At 71.4% G+C, this 14,706-nt stretch carries 17 protein-coding genes; 10 read left to right on the forward strand and 7 right to left on the reverse strand.

Annotated features, from left to right (window positions below; genetic code table 11):
• Positions 1-18 precede the first annotated feature (18 nt).
• The 3 genes from ASC77_RS01595 to ASC77_RS01605 are packed head-to-tail and all read left to right on the forward strand — an operon-like array spanning position 19 to position 1,669.
• On the forward strand, positions 19-483 hold the full coding sequence (locus tag ASC77_RS01595) for a hypothetical protein (RefSeq protein WP_156390871.1): 465 nt from the start codon (positions 19-21) through the stop codon (positions 481-483).
• Complete coding sequence (locus ASC77_RS01600) at positions 480-845, forward strand: hypothetical protein (protein ID WP_235547390.1); 366 nt, start codon at positions 480-482, stop codon at positions 843-845. The genes ASC77_RS01595 and ASC77_RS01600 overlap by 4 nt, the downstream gene beginning before the upstream one ends.
• Before the next feature lie 41 nt (positions 846-886).
• Positions 887-1,669, forward strand: coding sequence for an isocitrate lyase/PEP mutase family protein (locus ASC77_RS01605; RefSeq protein ID WP_056147978.1), 783 nt, complete (start codon positions 887-889; stop codon positions 1,667-1,669).
• Positions 1,670-1,672: 3 nt separating this feature from the next.
• Here ASC77_RS01605 and ASC77_RS01610 read toward each other — a convergent pair whose 3' ends face one another.
• The 4 genes from ASC77_RS01610 to ASC77_RS01625 form a co-directional block, all read right to left on the reverse strand.
• Positions 1,673-2,836, reverse strand: coding sequence for an acetyl-CoA C-acetyltransferase (locus tag ASC77_RS01610; RefSeq protein ID WP_056147981.1), 1,164 nt, complete (start codon positions 2,834-2,836; stop codon positions 1,673-1,675).
• A gap of 76 nt (positions 2,837-2,912) precedes the next feature.
• Entirely contained in the window at positions 2,913-3,497 is a 585-nt protein-coding gene (locus ASC77_RS01615) for a TetR/AcrR family transcriptional regulator (protein ID WP_056147984.1), read from the reverse strand.
• Positions 3,490-4,293 carry an SDR family oxidoreductase gene (locus ASC77_RS01620; protein ID WP_056147987.1) on the reverse strand — a complete coding sequence of 268 codons (804 nt, stop codon included), beginning with the start codon at positions 4,291-4,293 and terminating at the stop codon, positions 3,490-3,492. Before ASC77_RS01620 ends, ASC77_RS01615 begins: the two co-directional genes overlap by 8 nt.
• Positions 4,290-5,462 (reverse strand): acyl-CoA dehydrogenase family protein, encoded by a 1,173-nt coding sequence (locus ASC77_RS01625; protein WP_056147989.1) that lies wholly within the window; start codon positions 5,460-5,462, stop codon positions 4,290-4,292. The genes ASC77_RS01620 and ASC77_RS01625 overlap by 4 nt, the downstream gene beginning before the upstream one ends.
• Positions 5,463-5,508: 46 nt before the next feature.
• Here ASC77_RS01625 and ASC77_RS01630 point away from each other — a divergent pair, with 46 nt between their 5' ends.
• The 7 genes from ASC77_RS01630 to ASC77_RS01660 all read left to right on the forward strand — a co-directional run bounded on the left by ASC77_RS01630 (position 5,509) and on the right by ASC77_RS01660 (position 12,237).
• Positions 5,509-7,014 carry a FadD3 family acyl-CoA ligase gene (locus ASC77_RS01630; RefSeq protein ID WP_056147993.1) on the forward strand — a complete coding sequence of 502 codons (1,506 nt, stop codon included), beginning with the start codon at positions 5,509-5,511 and terminating at the stop codon, positions 7,012-7,014.
• Positions 7,015-7,065: 51 nt separating this feature from the next.
• The gene (locus ASC77_RS01635; protein ID WP_056147996.1) at positions 7,066-8,226 is read left to right on the forward strand and encodes an acyl-CoA dehydrogenase family protein; all 1,161 of its coding nucleotides are present in this window, start codon (positions 7,066-7,068) and stop codon (positions 8,224-8,226) included.
• Positions 8,223-9,050, forward strand: coding sequence for an acyl-CoA dehydrogenase family protein (locus ASC77_RS01640; protein ID WP_056148004.1), 828 nt, complete (start codon positions 8,223-8,225; stop codon positions 9,048-9,050). Before ASC77_RS01635 ends, ASC77_RS01640 begins: the two co-directional genes overlap by 4 nt.
• Positions 9,050-10,003, forward strand: a complete 954-nt coding sequence (locus ASC77_RS01645) for an acyl-CoA dehydrogenase family protein (protein ID WP_056148006.1) — start codon at positions 9,050-9,052, stop codon at positions 10,001-10,003. The genes ASC77_RS01640 and ASC77_RS01645 overlap by 1 nt, the downstream gene beginning before the upstream one ends.
• Positions 10,004-10,020: 17 nt before the next feature.
• Positions 10,021-10,458, forward strand: a complete 438-nt coding sequence (locus ASC77_RS01650; RefSeq protein ID WP_056148009.1) for a DUF4440 domain-containing protein — start codon at positions 10,021-10,023, stop codon at positions 10,456-10,458.
• Complete coding sequence (locus ASC77_RS01655) at positions 10,455-10,841, forward strand: cupin domain-containing protein (protein ID WP_056148012.1); 387 nt, start codon at positions 10,455-10,457, stop codon at positions 10,839-10,841. Before ASC77_RS01650 ends, ASC77_RS01655 begins: the two co-directional genes overlap by 4 nt.
• Positions 10,842-11,103: 262 nt before the next feature.
• Positions 11,104-12,237 (forward strand): NAD(P)/FAD-dependent oxidoreductase, encoded by a 1,134-nt coding sequence (locus tag ASC77_RS01660; protein WP_056148015.1) that lies wholly within the window; start codon positions 11,104-11,106, stop codon positions 12,235-12,237.
• On the opposite strand, the gene ASC77_RS01665 is transcribed toward ASC77_RS01660, so the two are convergent.
• The 3 genes from ASC77_RS01665 to hsaD are packed head-to-tail and all read right to left on the reverse strand — an operon-like array spanning position 12,234 to position 14,705.
• The gene (locus ASC77_RS01665; protein ID WP_235547391.1) at positions 12,234-12,887 is read right to left on the reverse strand and encodes a flavin reductase family protein; all 654 of its coding nucleotides are present in this window, start codon (positions 12,885-12,887) and stop codon (positions 12,234-12,236) included. The genes ASC77_RS01660 and ASC77_RS01665 overlap by 4 nt on opposite strands.
• Positions 12,888-12,915: 28 nt before the next feature.
• Positions 12,916-13,818 (reverse strand): iron-dependent extradiol dioxygenase HsaC, encoded by a 903-nt coding sequence (gene hsaC / locus ASC77_RS01670; protein ID WP_156390872.1) that lies wholly within the window; start codon positions 13,816-13,818, stop codon positions 12,916-12,918.
• Entirely contained in the window at positions 13,818-14,705 is an 888-nt protein-coding gene (gene hsaD / locus ASC77_RS01675; protein ID WP_056148018.1) for a 4,5:9,10-diseco-3-hydroxy-5,9,17-trioxoandrosta-1(10),2-diene-4-oate hydrolase, read from the reverse strand. The genes hsaC and hsaD overlap by 1 nt, the downstream gene beginning before the upstream one ends.
• Position 14,706: the final 1 nt, after the last annotated feature.

The following is a 14,706-nucleotide window of genomic DNA, read 5'->3' on the forward strand; positions in this document are numbered from 1 at the left end:
ATCCCCTACGGTTCCGCTGTGACGAAACTGGGACGTGCGACATTGCTCTGGATGATCCCGCTCAACCTGCTGCTCGTGATGTGGGTGTGGATCGGCCGCATCGTCTTCGGCGTCGGCGGCTGGTTCTTCCTGATCTTCCTGGTCTCCGTCGTGCCGGTGGTGCTCATCGCGCTGACCCTCTCGACGATCCTGGCCTACACCCAGGACGGCCGACCCCGCGCCCTCACGCCCGTGCAGGCCTGGGCGCAGCTGCTCACCTGGATCGGGCTCTTCGGCTTCGGCGCGTTCTGCCCCGACTTCGGCGACACCGAGGACAGCCAGCTCTCCCTGCTGACCCAGGTCTTCGGTCAGAGCGACTCCCTCTGGGACCTCAGCTCCACGATCACGATCGCGTTCGGGCTGCTCGCGGTCGCGGCGTACGTCGTGCTGCTGGCGACCCTGATCTTCGCCCGCCGCGACCAGCGGGCGACAATGGTGTCGTGAGCGAGTCCGAGGCGAAGCCCAAGAAGCGCCCCCGCCACCTGATGGACCCGGACAACCCGCGTCGCGAGGTCGTCCGCAACACCGGGTCGGGGACGATGAGCCTCGAGCCCGTCCAGAAGTGGGTGCTGTCCGTGCTGACGGCCACGACGATCGCGCACCTGTCGGCGGGACTCGTGATCGCGGCCATGTACGTCGACGACGACCGCACCGACGCGCGGATCGGCCTCAACGTGGTCGCCGCCGCCTTCGGCGTGCTCGCCGTGATGGCCTTCCGGGCGATCCACCAGAAGAAGCTGGTCTCCCCCTGGCTGCTGCTCGGCGTGATCCCGCTCGTCGGCGGGCTCTGGCTCGCGTTCCGCTGACGCCTGGAGCCGGGTGCTGGTCCGGGTCCTAGGCTGGGGTCATGGCTGACGACAAGACCCGAGACAAGGCATCCACCCTCCTCCGTCTGCACCAGGCGCCCGAGCTGCTCACCGTGGTGAACGTGTGGGACGTGATCAGCGCCAAGGTCGTCGGCGACGTCGACGGCACGACCGCCCTGGCGACGGCCAGCCACTCGATCGCCGCGTCCTACGGCTACCCGGACGGTGAGCAGATCCCGGTCGACCTGATGCTGGAGGCCGCCGGCCGGATCGCCGCCTCCACCGACCTGCCGGTCACCGCGGACCTCGAGGGCGGGTACGGCGACCCCGCCGAGACCGTGCGTCGGGCGATCGGGCTCGGCATCGTCGGCGCGAACATCGAGGACCAGATGCGCCCGCTCGCCGAGGCCGCCGGCAACGTCGAGAAGATCATGAAGGCGGCCGAGCAGGAGGGCGTCGAGTTCGTGCTCAACGCCCGCACCGACGCGTTCGTCAAGGGTCGCGACCGCGACCAGGCCGAGGTGCTCGCCGACGCGGTCGAGCGCGGCAAGGCGTTCCTCGACGCCGGCGCGCCGGTCGTCTTCGTGCCGGCCAGGCTCGACGAGGCGCAGGTGTCCACCCTGGTCGAGGCCTTCGGCCCGCAGCGGCTGACCATGATCGGCATCCCCGGTGTACCGTCCCTCGCCCGGCTCCAGGAGCTCGGCGTCGCGCGCGTGTCCTACGGCCCGATGTCGCAGAACGTCGCCCTCACCGCGCTGCAGGAGCTCGTCGAGGACGTGCACCGCGGCGGCGGGGTGCCGTCGACGATGCGCATCCTCAACTAGCCGTCAGAGCCGCTCGATCACGGTCACGTTGGCCTGGCCGCCGCCCTCGCACATGGTCTGCAGGGCGTAGCGGCCGCCGGTGCGCTCGAGCTCGGCCAGCATCGTCGTCATCAGGCGTACGCCGGTGGCGCCGATCGGGTGACCGAGCGCGATGCCGCCGCCGTTGACGTTGACCTTGTCGTGCGGCGCCCCGGTCTCCTTCATCCACGCGAGCACGACGGAGGCGAACGCCTCGTTGCACTCGAAGAGGTCGATGTCGTCGATGGAGAGCCCGGTCTTCTCCAGCGCGTGCTTGGTCGCGCGGATCGGGCCGGTGAGCATCCAGACCGGGTCGTCGCCACGCACGGAGAGGTGGTGGATCCGGGCCCGCGGGGTGAGGCCGTGGTCGGCGACCGCCTGCTCGGAGGCGATCAGCATCGCGGCGGACGCGTCGCAGATCTGCGAGGAGACCGCGGCGGTGATGCGACCACCCGGGGCGAGCGGATGCAGGCCGGCCATCTTCTCCAGCGAGGTCTCCCGCGGGCACTGATCGGTGTCGAAGACGGTCCCGTCCGGCAGCGTCACCGGCTCGATCTCGTGCTTGAACCGGCCCTCGGCGATCGCTGCGCGCGCCCGCTCGTGCGAGGCGAGCGCGAAGGACTCCATGTCCTCGCGGGAGATGCCCCACTTCTCGGCGATCATCTCGGCCGAGCGGAACTGGCTGACCTCCTGGTCGCCGTACCGCGCCTGCCAGCCGGGCGACTCGGCGAACGGCGTCGAGAAGCCGTACTGCTGGCCGACGAGCATCGCGGCGGAGATCGGGATCGCGCTCATGTTCTGCACGCCGCCGGCCACGACCAGGTCCTGGGTGCCGGACAGGACGCCCTGGGCCGCGAAGTGCACCGCCTGCTGCGACGAGCCGCACTGGCGGTCGATCGTCACTCCGGGCACGTGGTCGGGCAGCCCGGCCACCAGCCACGCCGTCCGGGCCACGTCACCGGCCTGGGAGCCGATCGTGTCGCAGCAGCCGAGGATCACGTCGTCCACGGCGCCCGGGTCCACACCCGTACGACGCACCAAGGCGGACAGCGTGTGTGCGGCGAGGTCGGCCGAGTGCACCTCCGCCAGCGCTCCCCCGCGCTTGCCCACGGGCGTGCGAACCGCGTCGACGATGAACGCTTCACTCATGGACGTACTCGCTTCGCTCCGTGCGCCCATGAGGCACGTGTCAGGCAGCCTTGGACTCTTCGCTCGCTGCGCTCGCTCATGTGTGGATCCCTTCGAGCAGGATGGACAGGTACTGGCGCGCGATCTCGGTGTGCGTGCGGCGGCCGCCGGGGCGGTACCAGGACACGGCGACCCAGACGGTGTCGCGGATGAAGCGGTAGGTGAGCTCGAGGTCGAGGTCCGTGCGCAGGACCCCGGCGTCGATGCCGTTCTGGAGCAGCGTCAGCCAGACCTCGCGAGACTGCTGGTTGCGGTCGGCGAGGTAGGAGAAGCGGTCGAACGTGAGCAGGTAGGCCGCCTCGTTCTGGAAGATCGCGACCTCGTTGCGGTGCTTGTCGATCGCCTCGAACGACACGAGCACCGCCTGCTCGAGCTGGGCCAGCGGGTCCGCGTCGCTCGCCAGGATCTCGTCGTACTGGCCGAAGAGCTCCTCCTGGAACGTCCGCAGGATCTCGTCGACCATCGACTCCTTGGAGTCGAAGTGGTGGTAGAGGCTGCCCGACAGGATCCCGGCGGAGTCGGCGATGTCGCGCACCGTCGTGTTCTTGAAGCCCTTCTCGGCGAAGAGCCCGGCCGCGATCTCGAGCAGCTCGTCCCTCCGCGATCCCTCCGGCTCAGGCATGCTGACTGCTCACCGAGACCACCTCGCCGGTCAGGTACGACGAGTAGCCGCTCGCCAGGAAGACCATCACGTTGGCAACCTCCCACGGTTCGGCCGCGCGACCGAACGCCTCCCGCTGCTTGAGCTCGTGCAGCAGCTCGTCGGAGGTCACCTTCGCCAGGAACGGGTGCATCGCGAGGCTGGGCGACACCGCGTTGACGCGGATGCCGTACGGGGCCAGGTCGAGGGCGGCGCAGCGGGTCAGCGCCATCACGCCCGCCTTGGCCGCCGCGTAGTGCGCCTGACCCTCCTGGGCACGCCAGCCGATCACGGAGGCGTTGTTGACGATCACGCCCTTCGTGCCGGAGGCGACGAACCGCTGCCCGGCGGCCCGGACGCAGCGGAACGTCCCGTTGAGCGTGATGTCGAGGACCTTGAGCCACTGCTCGTCGGTCATCTCGAGGATGCTCGCGGTGCCGCCGAGGCCCGCGTTGTTGATCATCACGTCGACGCCGCCGAACTCGTCGGCCGCATCCAGCAGGGCGGTCACCTGGTCCTCGTCGGTGACGTCGCAGACCAGCTGGCGCACCCGGTCGGCCCCGAACTCGGCCGCGAGCGCCTCCTCGGCCTCGGCCAGCCGACGGGCATGGGTGTCGCTGAAGACCACGGCCTTCGCGCCCTCCTCCAGCGCACGGCGTACGACGGCGGCGCCGATGCCCGCACCCGCGGCCGCGGTCACCACGACGACCTTCCCGGCGAGCAGGTCGTGACCCGGGACGTAGTCGGGGGTGGGCTGCTCGGGTCTCGTGGCGGTCATCCGCGTGCCTCTCGGGGTAGGCCGAGCACGCGCTCGGCGAGGATGTTGCGCTGCACCTCGTCGCTGCCGGCGTAGATCGTGTCGGCCAGCGAGAAGAGGAAGAGCCGCTGCCAGCGGTCCAGGTCGTAGCCCGCACCGGTGGCGGTCGTGAGACCGGCCGGTCCGAGGACGTCCATCGCGACCGCGCCGAGCTTCTTGTGCCAGGTGGCCCACGCCAGCTTGAAGACCGACGGGCCCGCTGCATCGTCGGAGGACAGGCCGCGCATCGCCTGGCGGCGCATCACCTCGAGCTCGACCTTGAGTCCGGCCAGCCGGTCGCGGAGCACCGGCTCGTCGATCGCACCGTTGCCCTCGGCCAGCGCGACGACGCCGTCGAGCTCGCGGGAGAAGCCGACGACCTGGGCGAGGACGGAGACGCCGCGCTCGAAGCCGAGGAGCGCCATCGCGACCTTCCAGCCGTCGCCCGGCTCGCCCACGACGAGGTCGGCGCCGGTGCGCGCCCCGGTGAAGAAGACCTCGTTGAACTCCGAGCCCCCGGTCAGCTGCTCGATCGGGCGTACGTCGACGCCGTCCTGGTCGAGCGGGACCAGCAGGAAGGAGAGCCCGCGGTGCCGCTCGGAGCCCGGCTCGGTGCGGCACACGACGAAGGCCCACTGGCTGAAGTGGGCGTTGGACGTCCACACCTTCTGCCCGTCGACCACCCACTGGTTGCCGTCGAGACGGGCCCTGGTCTGCACGTTGGCCAGGTCGGACCCGGCGTTCGGCTCGGAGTAGCCCTGCGCCCAGAGCTCCTCGACCGCCACGATCCTCGGCAGGAAGCGGGCCTTCTGCTCGTCGGTCCCGAAGGCCATCAGGGTCGGGCCGAGCAGCTCCTCGCCGAGGTGGTTGACGCGCACCGGCGCGTCCGCCTTGGCGTACTCCTCGTGGAAGATCACCTGCTGCGTCAGGCTCAGCCCGCGGCCGCCGTACTCGGTGGGCCAGCCGACGCAGGTCCAGCCGTGCTCGGCGAGCAGCCGGTTCCACGCGACCCGCTCGTCGTGCGCCTCGTGGTCGCGCCCGGCCCCGCCGAGCCCGCGCAGTGCGGCCCACTCGCCGGTCAGGTGCTCCTCCAGCCAGGCGCGCACCTCGGCGCGGAACGCCTGGTCCTCCGCGGAGTAGGTCAGGTCCACAGGTGATAGCCTACCAAGCAACTGCTTGGTTGGTAGAGGAGGCCCTGTGGCGAGCACCATCCCGGCCGCGCTCGGCGAGGCGGCGGACCGCTTCGGTGACCACCCCGCGTACGTCGAGGGCGACGCGACCGTCTCCTACCTCGAGCTGCTGCGCCGGGTCCGGCGCGCGGCGCGCGGGTACGTCGCAGCCGGGCTCGAGCCCGGCGACCGGGTGGTGGTCTGGGCGCCCAACAGCATCAGCTGGGTGGTGGCCGCGCTGGCGACGTCGTACGCCGGCGGCACGCTGGTGCCCGCCAACTCGCGCTACACCGGCCACGAGGTGGCCGAGCTCGTCGACCGCACCACTGCCCGGATCGTGGTCGTGGAGGACGGGTTCCTCGGGCGCACCCAGGTCGCCGACCTCCGCGCGGCCAGCGACCTCGCGTCGGTGGCCCTGGTCGTGGACCTGAAGGACCTGGCCGACCTGGACATGGGAGCGGTGACGACCGAGCAGGTCGACCGGATCGCGGAGTCCGTCTCCCCCGACGACGTCGCCGACATCCTCTTCACCTCCGGCACCACCGGGAAGCCGAAGGGCGCGATGTCCGCGCACCGGCAGACCGTCGGGGTGGCGCGCGCCTGGGGCGAGCTCGGCGGGGTCAACGGCCAGGACCGCTACCTGGTGGTCAACCCGTTCTTCCACTCCTTCGGTTACAAGGTCGGCATCGTCACCGGGCTGCTCACCGGCGCCACGCTCTACCCCGTCGCGACCTTCGACCTCGACGCGACGATGTCGTTGATCGAGACGGAGCGGATCTCGGTGCTGCCGGGCGCGCCGACGATCTTCACGTCGCTGCTCAACGCCCCCGGCCGCGCCGACCACGACCTGTCCTCGCTGCGGCTCGCGGTGACCGGCGCCGCCGTCGTCCCGGTCGTGCTGATCGAGCGGATGCGCAACGACCTGGCGATCGACCAGGTCGTCACCGCGTTCGGGATGACCGAGGCCGTCGTCGTGACCATGTGCCGCGAGGGCGACTCGGCCGAGACCGTCGCCACCACCTGCGGCCGCGCGGTCCCCGGGATGGAGATCTCGATCGACGCCCCCTCCGACTCGGGGGCGGGCGAGCTCCTGGTCCGCGGCGAGTACGTGATGCTCGGCTACCTCGACGACGAGGCGGCCACGGCCGAGGCGATCGACGCCGACGGCTGGCTGCACACCGGCGACGTCGGGGTCCTCGACGACGCAGGCAACCTGTCGATCACGGACCGGCTCAAGGACATGTACATCTCCGGCGGCTTCAACGTCTACCCCGCCGAGGTCGAGCAGACCCTCGCCCGGATGGACGGCGTCGCGGACGTCGCCGTCGTCGGCATCCCCGACGAGCGGATGGGCGAGGTCGGCAAGGCGTACGTCGTGGCCCGGGAAGGGCACAGCGCGTCACCGGACGACGTGATCGCCTTCGCCAAGGAGCGGCTCGCGAACTTCAAGGTCCCGCGCCACGTCGAGATCGTCGACGCGCTGCCGCGCAACCTGTCCGGCAAGGTGCTGAAGACGGAGCTGCGCGGTGGTTGAGGAGGTTGCGCAGCAACCGTCTCGATACCCCCGCACCCGAGAGGAGACCCCGTGGACCTGACCCTGTCCGAGTCCGAGCTGGCCTTCCAGGCCGAGGCGCGGGAGTGGCTGACGGCCAACGTGCCGGCCGAGCCGCTGCCGTCGATGGACACCGCCGACGGCTTCGTCGCCCACCAGGAGTGGGAGCGGCGGCTCTCCGACGCCCGCTGGTCGGTCGTGTCCTGGCCGACGGCGTACTCCGGCCGCGAGGCGTCGCTCGTCGAGTGGGTGGTCTTCGAGGAGGAGTACTACCGGGCCGGCGCGCCCGGCCGGGTCTCGCAGAACGGGATCTTCCTGCTCGCGCCGATCATCTTCGACCACGGCACCCCCGAGCAGCAGGACCGCTTCCTGCCCACGATGGCGACCGGCGAGCGGATCTGGGCGCAGTGCTGGTCCGAGCCCGAGGCAGGCTCCGACCTGGCCTCGCTGCGCTCGACGGCGGCCCGCGACGACGAGCGCGGCGGCTGGGTCCTGAACGGGCAGAAGACCTGGTCCTCGCGCGCGGCCTTCGCGCACTGGGGCTTCGGGCTCTTCCGGTCCGACCCCGACGCGGCTCGGCACCACGGCCTGACGTACTTCCTCTTCCCGCTCGACGCCAACGGCATCACCGTTCGCCCGATCGCCCAGCTCGACGGTGAGGCCGGCTTCGCCGAGGTGTTCTTCGAGGACGTGTTCGTGCCCGACAGCGACGTGCTGGGCGCCCCCGGCGACGGGTGGCGGGTCGCGATGAGCACGGCCGGCAACGAGCGCGGCCTGTCGCTGCGCTCCCCCGGACGGTTCTGCGCGGCCGCCGACCGCCTCGTGGACCTCTACCGCAGCACCCCGCAGCCCCCGGCGGCGACTGCCGACGCGGTCGTCGACGCCTGGATCGGGGCGCAGGCCTACCGGCTCTACACGTGGGGCACGGTCACTCGGCTCGCCGCCGGCGGCGACATGGGGGCGGCCGGCTCGGTCAACAAGGTCTTCTGGTCCGAGCTCGACATCGCCCTCCACGAGACCGCGCTCGACCTGCTCGGCCCCGAGGCCGAGGTGGCGTCGCGCTGGCTGGACGGCTACACGTTCTCGCTCTCCGGCCCGATCTACGCCGGCACCAACGAGATCCAGCGCAACATCGTGGCCGAGCGGATCCTCGGCCTGCCGCGGGAGCTGCGTCCGACCAAGGAGGAGAAGTGAAGTTCGAGCACGACGGCGACGAGAAGGACTTCGCCGCTGCCCTGGACGCCCTGCTGTCGAACGCGGACACGGTCGCGGTCGCCCGCGCCTGGGCCGACGGCGATCACGAGCCGGGCGTGAAGCTCTGGGGCCGGCTGGCCGAGATGGGCGTGACCTCGCTGGCTGACGAGCCCGTGTTCCTGGTCCTCGCGTTCGAGCGCCTGGGCTACCACGCGGTCCCCGGGCCCTACGTCGAGTCCATCGCCTACCTGGCCCGCGACGAGGGCATCGCCACCGTCGCCGTACCTCCGCACGTGCCCTACGCCCTCGACGCCGACGTCGCTGACGTCCCGTACGTCGGACCGATGCGCGTGTCCGTCGACCGGACCCGGCGGCTGTTCGAGGTCGAGACACCTTCGCCGACCGACAGGACCGCCTTCGACCGGGCGGTGCTGGCCGTCTCCGCCCAGCTGCTCGGCGCAGGCGAGCGCGTGCTGGCCGACTCGGTGACCTACGTGAAGCAGCGCAAGCAGTTCGGCCGTGAGATCGGGTCGTACCAGGCGATCAAGCACGCGCTGGCCGACGTCCGCATCGCCCTCGACTTCGCCCGGCCGCTGGTCCACGGCGCGGCCCTGGGCGCAGTCGACGTCTCCGCGGCCAAGGTGGCCGCCGGCGACGCGGCGTACCTCGCCTCCCGCACCGGTCTCCAGGTGCACGGGGCGATCGGCTACACGCAGGAGTTCGACCTCAGCCTGTGGCTGACGAAGATCCGCGCCCTGGTCACCGCCTGGGGCACCCCGGACTTCCACCGCGCCCGGATCCTGCAGCAGCTGGGGGCGAGCTGATGGAGTTCGCCCTCACCGAGGAGCAGCAGGAGCTGGCCGCGACCGTCCGAGCCCTGCTCGACAAGCGCGGCGACGCCCGCGTCGAGACGTACGACGAGGCGCTCTGGGCGACGCTCTGCGAGCAGATCGGCGTGCCGGCGCTCGGCATCCCGGAGGAGTACGACGGCGCGGGCTTCTCGCTCTTCGAGTCGCTGGTCGCCCTCGAGGAGATCGGCCGGTCGCTGGTCCCGTCGCCGCTGCTCGGCTCCCTGGTCACGTCCGAGGCGCTGCTGGCCGGCGCGGACGAGGACGCCAAGGCGCGGCTGCTGCCCCGCCTCGCGGCCGGTGAGGTCGCCGCCTTCGTCGACGGCGACTCCCCCGTCCTCTACGGCGACCTCGCCACGGTCGTGGTCGCGGCCGACGACGAGGGCCTCTTCGAGGTGACCGGTGCCGAGACCACCTGGACGCCGACCATGGACCAGACGATCCGGCTGGCCACCGTGGCAGGTGGCACCCGGACCCGGATCGGCGACGGCCGCGCGGCTCGCGACCGCGCCCGCCAGGTCGGCGCCGTCGGCTGCGCGGCGCTCGCCTCCGGGCTCGCGGCCCGGGCGCTCGACATGACGGTCTCGTACAGCAAGGAGCGCGTGCAGTTCGGCCGCCCGATCGGCTCCTTCCAGGCCCTCAAGCACCGGATGGCCGACATGCTCGTGCTGACCGAGATGACCCGCTCCGCGTCCTGGGCCGCGTCGTACGCCGTCGCGACGCGGGCCGTCGACGCCGATGAGCTCACGCACGTCGCGAAGGCCTACTGCTCCGACGCCGTCGCCCGCCTCGCTGCCGAGACCGTGCAGCTGCACGGCGGCATCGCGATCACCTGGGAGCACGACGCCCACCTGGTCTTCAAGCGCGCCCACGCCCTCGGCCAGCTCTTCGGCTCGTCGCTCGAGCACCGGGCGGCTCTGTCCCTCTGACATGGCACGCTGAGGCCATGACCGCCGACCGGGACGAGATCGACGCCGTCGTCGCGACCTTCTTCGACGCCTTCACCTCCGGGACCGAGTCCGAGGTCGACGCCCGGCTCGAGGCGCTGCGCGGCGTGCTGCTGCCCGAGACGGTCATCGTCTCCGCGGCCGCAGGGCCGGCGGCGTACGACGTCGACGCCTTCATCGAGCCGCGCCGCGCGCTGCTGACCGGCGGACGACTCGCGGACTTCCGCGAGTGGGAGGTCGAGAGCACCACCGAGGTCTGGGGCGGCATCGCGCAGCGCTGGTGCTCCTACGCCAAGGAGTGGGTCGAGAGCGGCGTACAGGCGACCGGACGCGGCCGCAAGTCGATCCAGCTCGTCCGGACCGACGGGGGCTGGCGGATCAGCGCCGTGGCGTGGGACGACCAGACAGAGGACGGCCAGACAGAGGACGAGACATGAGCACCGAGCTTCCGCGCCCCGTCCGGGTCTTCACCCCGGCCGACCTCGAGGGCGCCGACCCGACCGCCGGCATGTCGCGCGAGCGCGCCTTCGAGCTGCCGCTGCTGTGGGCCGGGCAGGTCACCACCGAGCCGGGCGCGGTGTCCGGCTGGCACCACCACGAGCGCAACGAGTCGAGCCTGTACGTCGTCCGCGGCGTGCTCCGGATCGAGTTCGAGGGCTTCGAGGGCTACGTCGACGCCGGCCCCGGTGACTTCGTGCACGTGCCCGCCTGGACCGTGCACCGGGAGTCGAACCCGACCGACGTGGCGTCGCTCGCGGTCATCGCCCGCGTGGGCGGCGGAGTGCCGACGGTGAACGTCCCCGCTCCGCCTGCTCTGTGACTCCTGGGACTGCTGATCACTCCTGGGACTCGGTGTTGTCACCCTGTTGAGGGAGTGTGGGCGAGGTGTTGATCGGGCGTAGGAGACCGCTCACTAGCGTTCCTGTCATGACGCAGCCCATCGCCGCCCAGCCCAGCAGCTCCGACAAGCGCGCCTTCGACGGCGCCGTCGCGAACCCGCGCCGTACCCAGATCTGACGACTGCTCGACCCCTGGCTGATCCAGACCGGACGGTCGACGCCCCGGCCCGCTAGGTTGCGGCCATGCGCGTCCTGATCCTGGGAGCCGGCTTCGGCGGGCTCGAGCTGGCGACCATCCTCGCGAACGAGGCGGGTGACACCGTCGAGGTCACCCTGGTCGACCGGGCGGAGGGATTCGTCTTCGGCTTCTCCAAGCTCGACGTGATGTTCGGCCGGACCACCGCCGACCACGTGCTCCACCGCTACACCGACCTCGCGCCGGACGGCGTCCGCTTCGTCGCCACCACCGTCCGCGCCATCGACCCGGAGACCCGGCGGGTCGAGACCGACGCGGGTCCCCTGGACTGCGACGTCCTCGTCATCGCCCTCGGCGCCGACCTCCACCCCGACGCCACCCCCGGCCTGGTCGAGCACGGCCACGAGTTCTACACCGTCGCCGGCGCCTTCGGCCTGCACGACGTGCTCGACACGTTCCCCGGCGGCAACGTCGTCGTGGCCGTCACCTCGACGCCCTTCAAGTGCCCGCCGGCACCGAGCGAGACGGCGCTGCTGCTCCACGACCACCTGCGGGCGCGTGGGCTGCTCGACCGCTCCACCGTGTCGCTGGTGATGCCCCTGGGCGTCCCGATCCCGCCCTCGCCGGAGGCGTCTGCCGTGCTGCTCGCCGAGTTCGAGCGTCGCGGCATCGCCTGGCACCCGGGCCGGCTGGTCCGCTCGGTCGAGCCCGGCAGCGCGGTCCTCGACGACGGCTCCGCGATCCCGTTCGACCTGCTCCTGGCCGTGCCGACCCACCGCGCCCCCGGCGTCGTCGTCGAGTCCGGCCTGGCCGTGGACGGCTGGATCCCCGTCGACCCGCTCACCCTGCGGACCCGCTTCGAGGACGTGTACGCCGTCGGCGACGTCACCAGCGTCGGGACACCCAAGGCCGGCGTGTTCGCCGAGGGACAGGCGACCGTCGTCGCCGCCCAGCTGGTCGCCCGCGCCCGCGGCGAGGCGAGCAGCGCGACGTACGACGGTCGCGGGATCTGCTACCTCGAGATGGGCGAGGAGCAGGTGGCCAAGGTGGACGTCACCTTCGTCAGCGGCCAGCCGCCGGTCGGCACCCTGCAGGGTCCCTCCACCGACCTCGCCCACGACAAGGAGACGTTCGGCGCCGAGCGGGTCAGTCGCTGGTTCGGCCGGGAGTGGACGCCCTAGGGCTGGTCGGTCGTCCGGTACTTGCCGCGGTAGAACAGCAGCGGCTCGAGGTCGTCGTCGCCGTCGTCGTCGGTGACCAGGTCGAGGACCCGGCCGATGACGACGTAGTGGTCGCCGGCCTCGTGCACGGCGTGGATCGCGCAGTCGAGGTGCGCGAGCGCGCCCTCGAGCATCGGCGAGCCGGTCTGCGGGGCGGGCGTCCACTTCACGTCGGCGAACTTGTCGGTGCCCCGGCTGGCCATCGTGTTCGACACGTCGGCCTGGTCGGCGGCGAGCAGGTTGACGCAGAAGCGCCCCGAGCGCTGGATCAGCGGCCACGCCCGCGACGTCTTGGCGGGCACGAAGAGCACCAGGGGCGGGTCGAGCGACACGCTCGAGAAGGACTGGCACGTGAGGCCGACCGGCTCGTCGCTGCTGATCGCGGTCACCACGGTGACCCCCGACGCGAAGCGTCCCAGCACGTCGCGGAAGCGGCGCGCGGCGTACACCGCCTCGGGGTCGTCGTGGACCGGGAGGTCCTCACCGGGGCGGAACTCGAAGTCGACCTCCTGGTCGCCGAGCCACGAGATGATCAGCTCCGGGCTCGGCCAGGTCTCCCGGGCATCCGGGCTCATCCCCTCGGGGATCTCAGGACTGGGGTCCGAGCTCATGCAGACCAGTCTTTCACTGGCGCCGAGATCACTGGGCGCCGGCGCCGAAGTCGTGGCCCCAGTAGGACACCGCGGTCGACTCACGTGCCACCCAGCGCGCGTCGTCGACGGTGAGGCCCTCCGTGCCGAACTCGATGTCGAAGCCGCCGGGCGACTTCACGTAGAACGAGATCATCTCGTCGTTCATGTGCCGCCCGAGCGTCGCCGACAGCGGCGCCTTGTGCTTGCGCACCCGCTCGAGCGCGCGACCCACGTGGTCGAGCTCGTCGACCTCGAGCATGATGTGCACGCACTTGGACGGGTTGGGCATCGGCAGGAACGCCAGCGAGTGGTGCCGCGGGTTCACGCCCAGGAACCGCAGCCAGACCTTCGATCCGGGCTCCTTGCCGACGAACTCCCCCGGCATGCTCATCGAGTCGCGCAGCCGGAAGCCGAGCACGTCGGCGTAGAAGCGCAGCGCCTCCACGTCGTCGGTCACCGGCAGCACGATGTGGCCCATCCCCTGGTCGCCCGTCACGAACGTCGCGGCGTACGGCGTGACCACGGGCCGCGACTCGTAGCTGATGCCGTGGAAGAGCTCGAAGACGTTGTCGAAGGGATCCGAGAAGCGGACCAGCTCCTGCACCCGGCGCTCCGCGAGCTCCTCCGGGGTGCCCTCCTCGAACTCGACGCCGGCCTTCTGCAGGTGCTCGCGCGCCTCCTGCAGCGCGCGGTGGTCGGCCAGCTCCCAGCCGACGCAACCGAGCTGGTCGACGTCGGAGGGGTAGACGACGAGGCGCGCGGAGACCTCGTCGATGCGCCAGTACTGGTGGGTCGGGTCGGGCCCGCGGCCCGCGGCGAGGCCGAGGACCTTGCCGGCGAACGTCGTCCACTGGTCGAGGTCGGTGCTGGCCACGCGGACGTAGCCCATGGACTTGATGTCGATCGTCATCAGCCCTCCTTCGAACGCTCTACGTGTCGGGCCAGGAACGCCGTGGAGATCTCGGCGAACTCCTCGGCCGCCTCGATCTGTGCCCAGTGCCCACAGTTCGGGAAGACATGCAGCGACGCCTTCGGGATCAGCTTGAGGGCGACCATCGCGCCGTCGAGGGGGTTGACCCGGTCCTCGCGGCCCCAGGTGAGCAGCGTGTGCTTGCGCAGGCGGTGGGCCTCGCGCCAGAGCATGCCGTCCTCGGCGGTCTCGGGGTTCCAGAAGGACATCCCCATCGACCGCATCGCGTCCTGGGCGCCGGGCGCGGTCGCGTCGGCGAACCGCTCGGCGACCAGCTCGTCGGTGACCAGCTTCTGGTTGACCACCATGCACGAGATGAAGGCCCGCAGGCGCTCGGGCGTCGGGTCGGCCCCGAAGTCCATCAGGCGCTGCACGCCCTCGGTCGGGTCGGCGTGGAAGAGGTTGAGCGAGAGCCCGCCCGGGCCCATCAGGATCAGCCGGCCGACGCGATCGGGGTAGCTGAGCGCCAGGCGCATCGCCGTACCGCCGCCGAGGCTGTTGCCGAGCAGGTGGATGCGATCGATGCCGAGCTCGTCGAGCAGCTGGACGACGTAGTCGGCCGAGTGCCGGTAGTAGTTGCCCACCACCGGCGGCTTGTCCGACCCGCCGAAGCCGGGCTGGTCGACCAGCAGGGTGCGGAACGACGAAGCGAAGTGCGGCAGCGCGCTGCCGAAGTTCGACCACGCGGACGCGCCCGGGCCGCCACCGTGCAGCATCACGAGCGGCAGTCCGCCGCCGACGTCGGTCGGCGAGCCGGCCTCGTAGTAGTTGAGGGTCAGGTCCCCGGCCTTGGCCGAGTGCTGGACCGACTCCTTGGAGAGGCTCACC

The organism is Nocardioides sp. Root1257 (assembly GCF_001425175.1).
In the GTDB taxonomy this organism is placed as follows: Bacteria; Actinomycetota; Actinomycetes; order Propionibacteriales; family Nocardioidaceae; genus Nocardioides.

Bases quoted from the DNA above. Each gene is read 5' to 3' on its own strand.
- ASC77_RS01605 (WP_056147978.1), top strand. From the start codon at position 887: ATGGCTGACGACAAGACCCGAGACAAGGCATCCACCCTCCTCCGTCTG.
- ASC77_RS01610 (WP_056147981.1), bottom strand. From the start codon at position 2,836: ATGAGTGAAGCGTTCATCGTCGACGCGGTTCGCACGCCCGTGGGCAAG.
- ASC77_RS01615 (WP_056147984.1), bottom strand. From the start codon at position 3,497: ATGCCTGAGCCGGAGGGATCGCGGAGGGACGAGCTGCTCGAGATCGCG.
- ASC77_RS01620 (WP_056147987.1), bottom strand. From the start codon at position 4,293: ATGACCGCCACGAGACCCGAGCAGCCCACCCCCGACTACGTCCCGGGT.
- ASC77_RS01645 (WP_056148006.1), top strand. From the start codon at position 9,050: ATGGAGTTCGCCCTCACCGAGGAGCAGCAGGAGCTGGCCGCGACCGTC.
- ASC77_RS01650 (WP_056148009.1), top strand. From the start codon at position 10,021: ATGACCGCCGACCGGGACGAGATCGACGCCGTCGTCGCGACCTTCTTC.
- ASC77_RS01655 (WP_056148012.1), top strand. From the start codon at position 10,455: ATGAGCACCGAGCTTCCGCGCCCCGTCCGGGTCTTCACCCCGGCCGAC.
- ASC77_RS01660 (WP_056148015.1), top strand. From the start codon at position 11,104: ATGCGCGTCCTGATCCTGGGAGCCGGCTTCGGCGGGCTCGAGCTGGCG.
- ASC77_RS01665 (WP_235547391.1), bottom strand. From the start codon at position 12,887: ATGAGCTCGGACCCCAGTCCTGAGATCCCCGAGGGGATGAGCCCGGAT.
- hsaC (WP_156390872.1), bottom strand. From the start codon at position 13,818: ATGACGATCGACATCAAGTCCATGGGCTACGTCCGCGTGGCCAGCACC.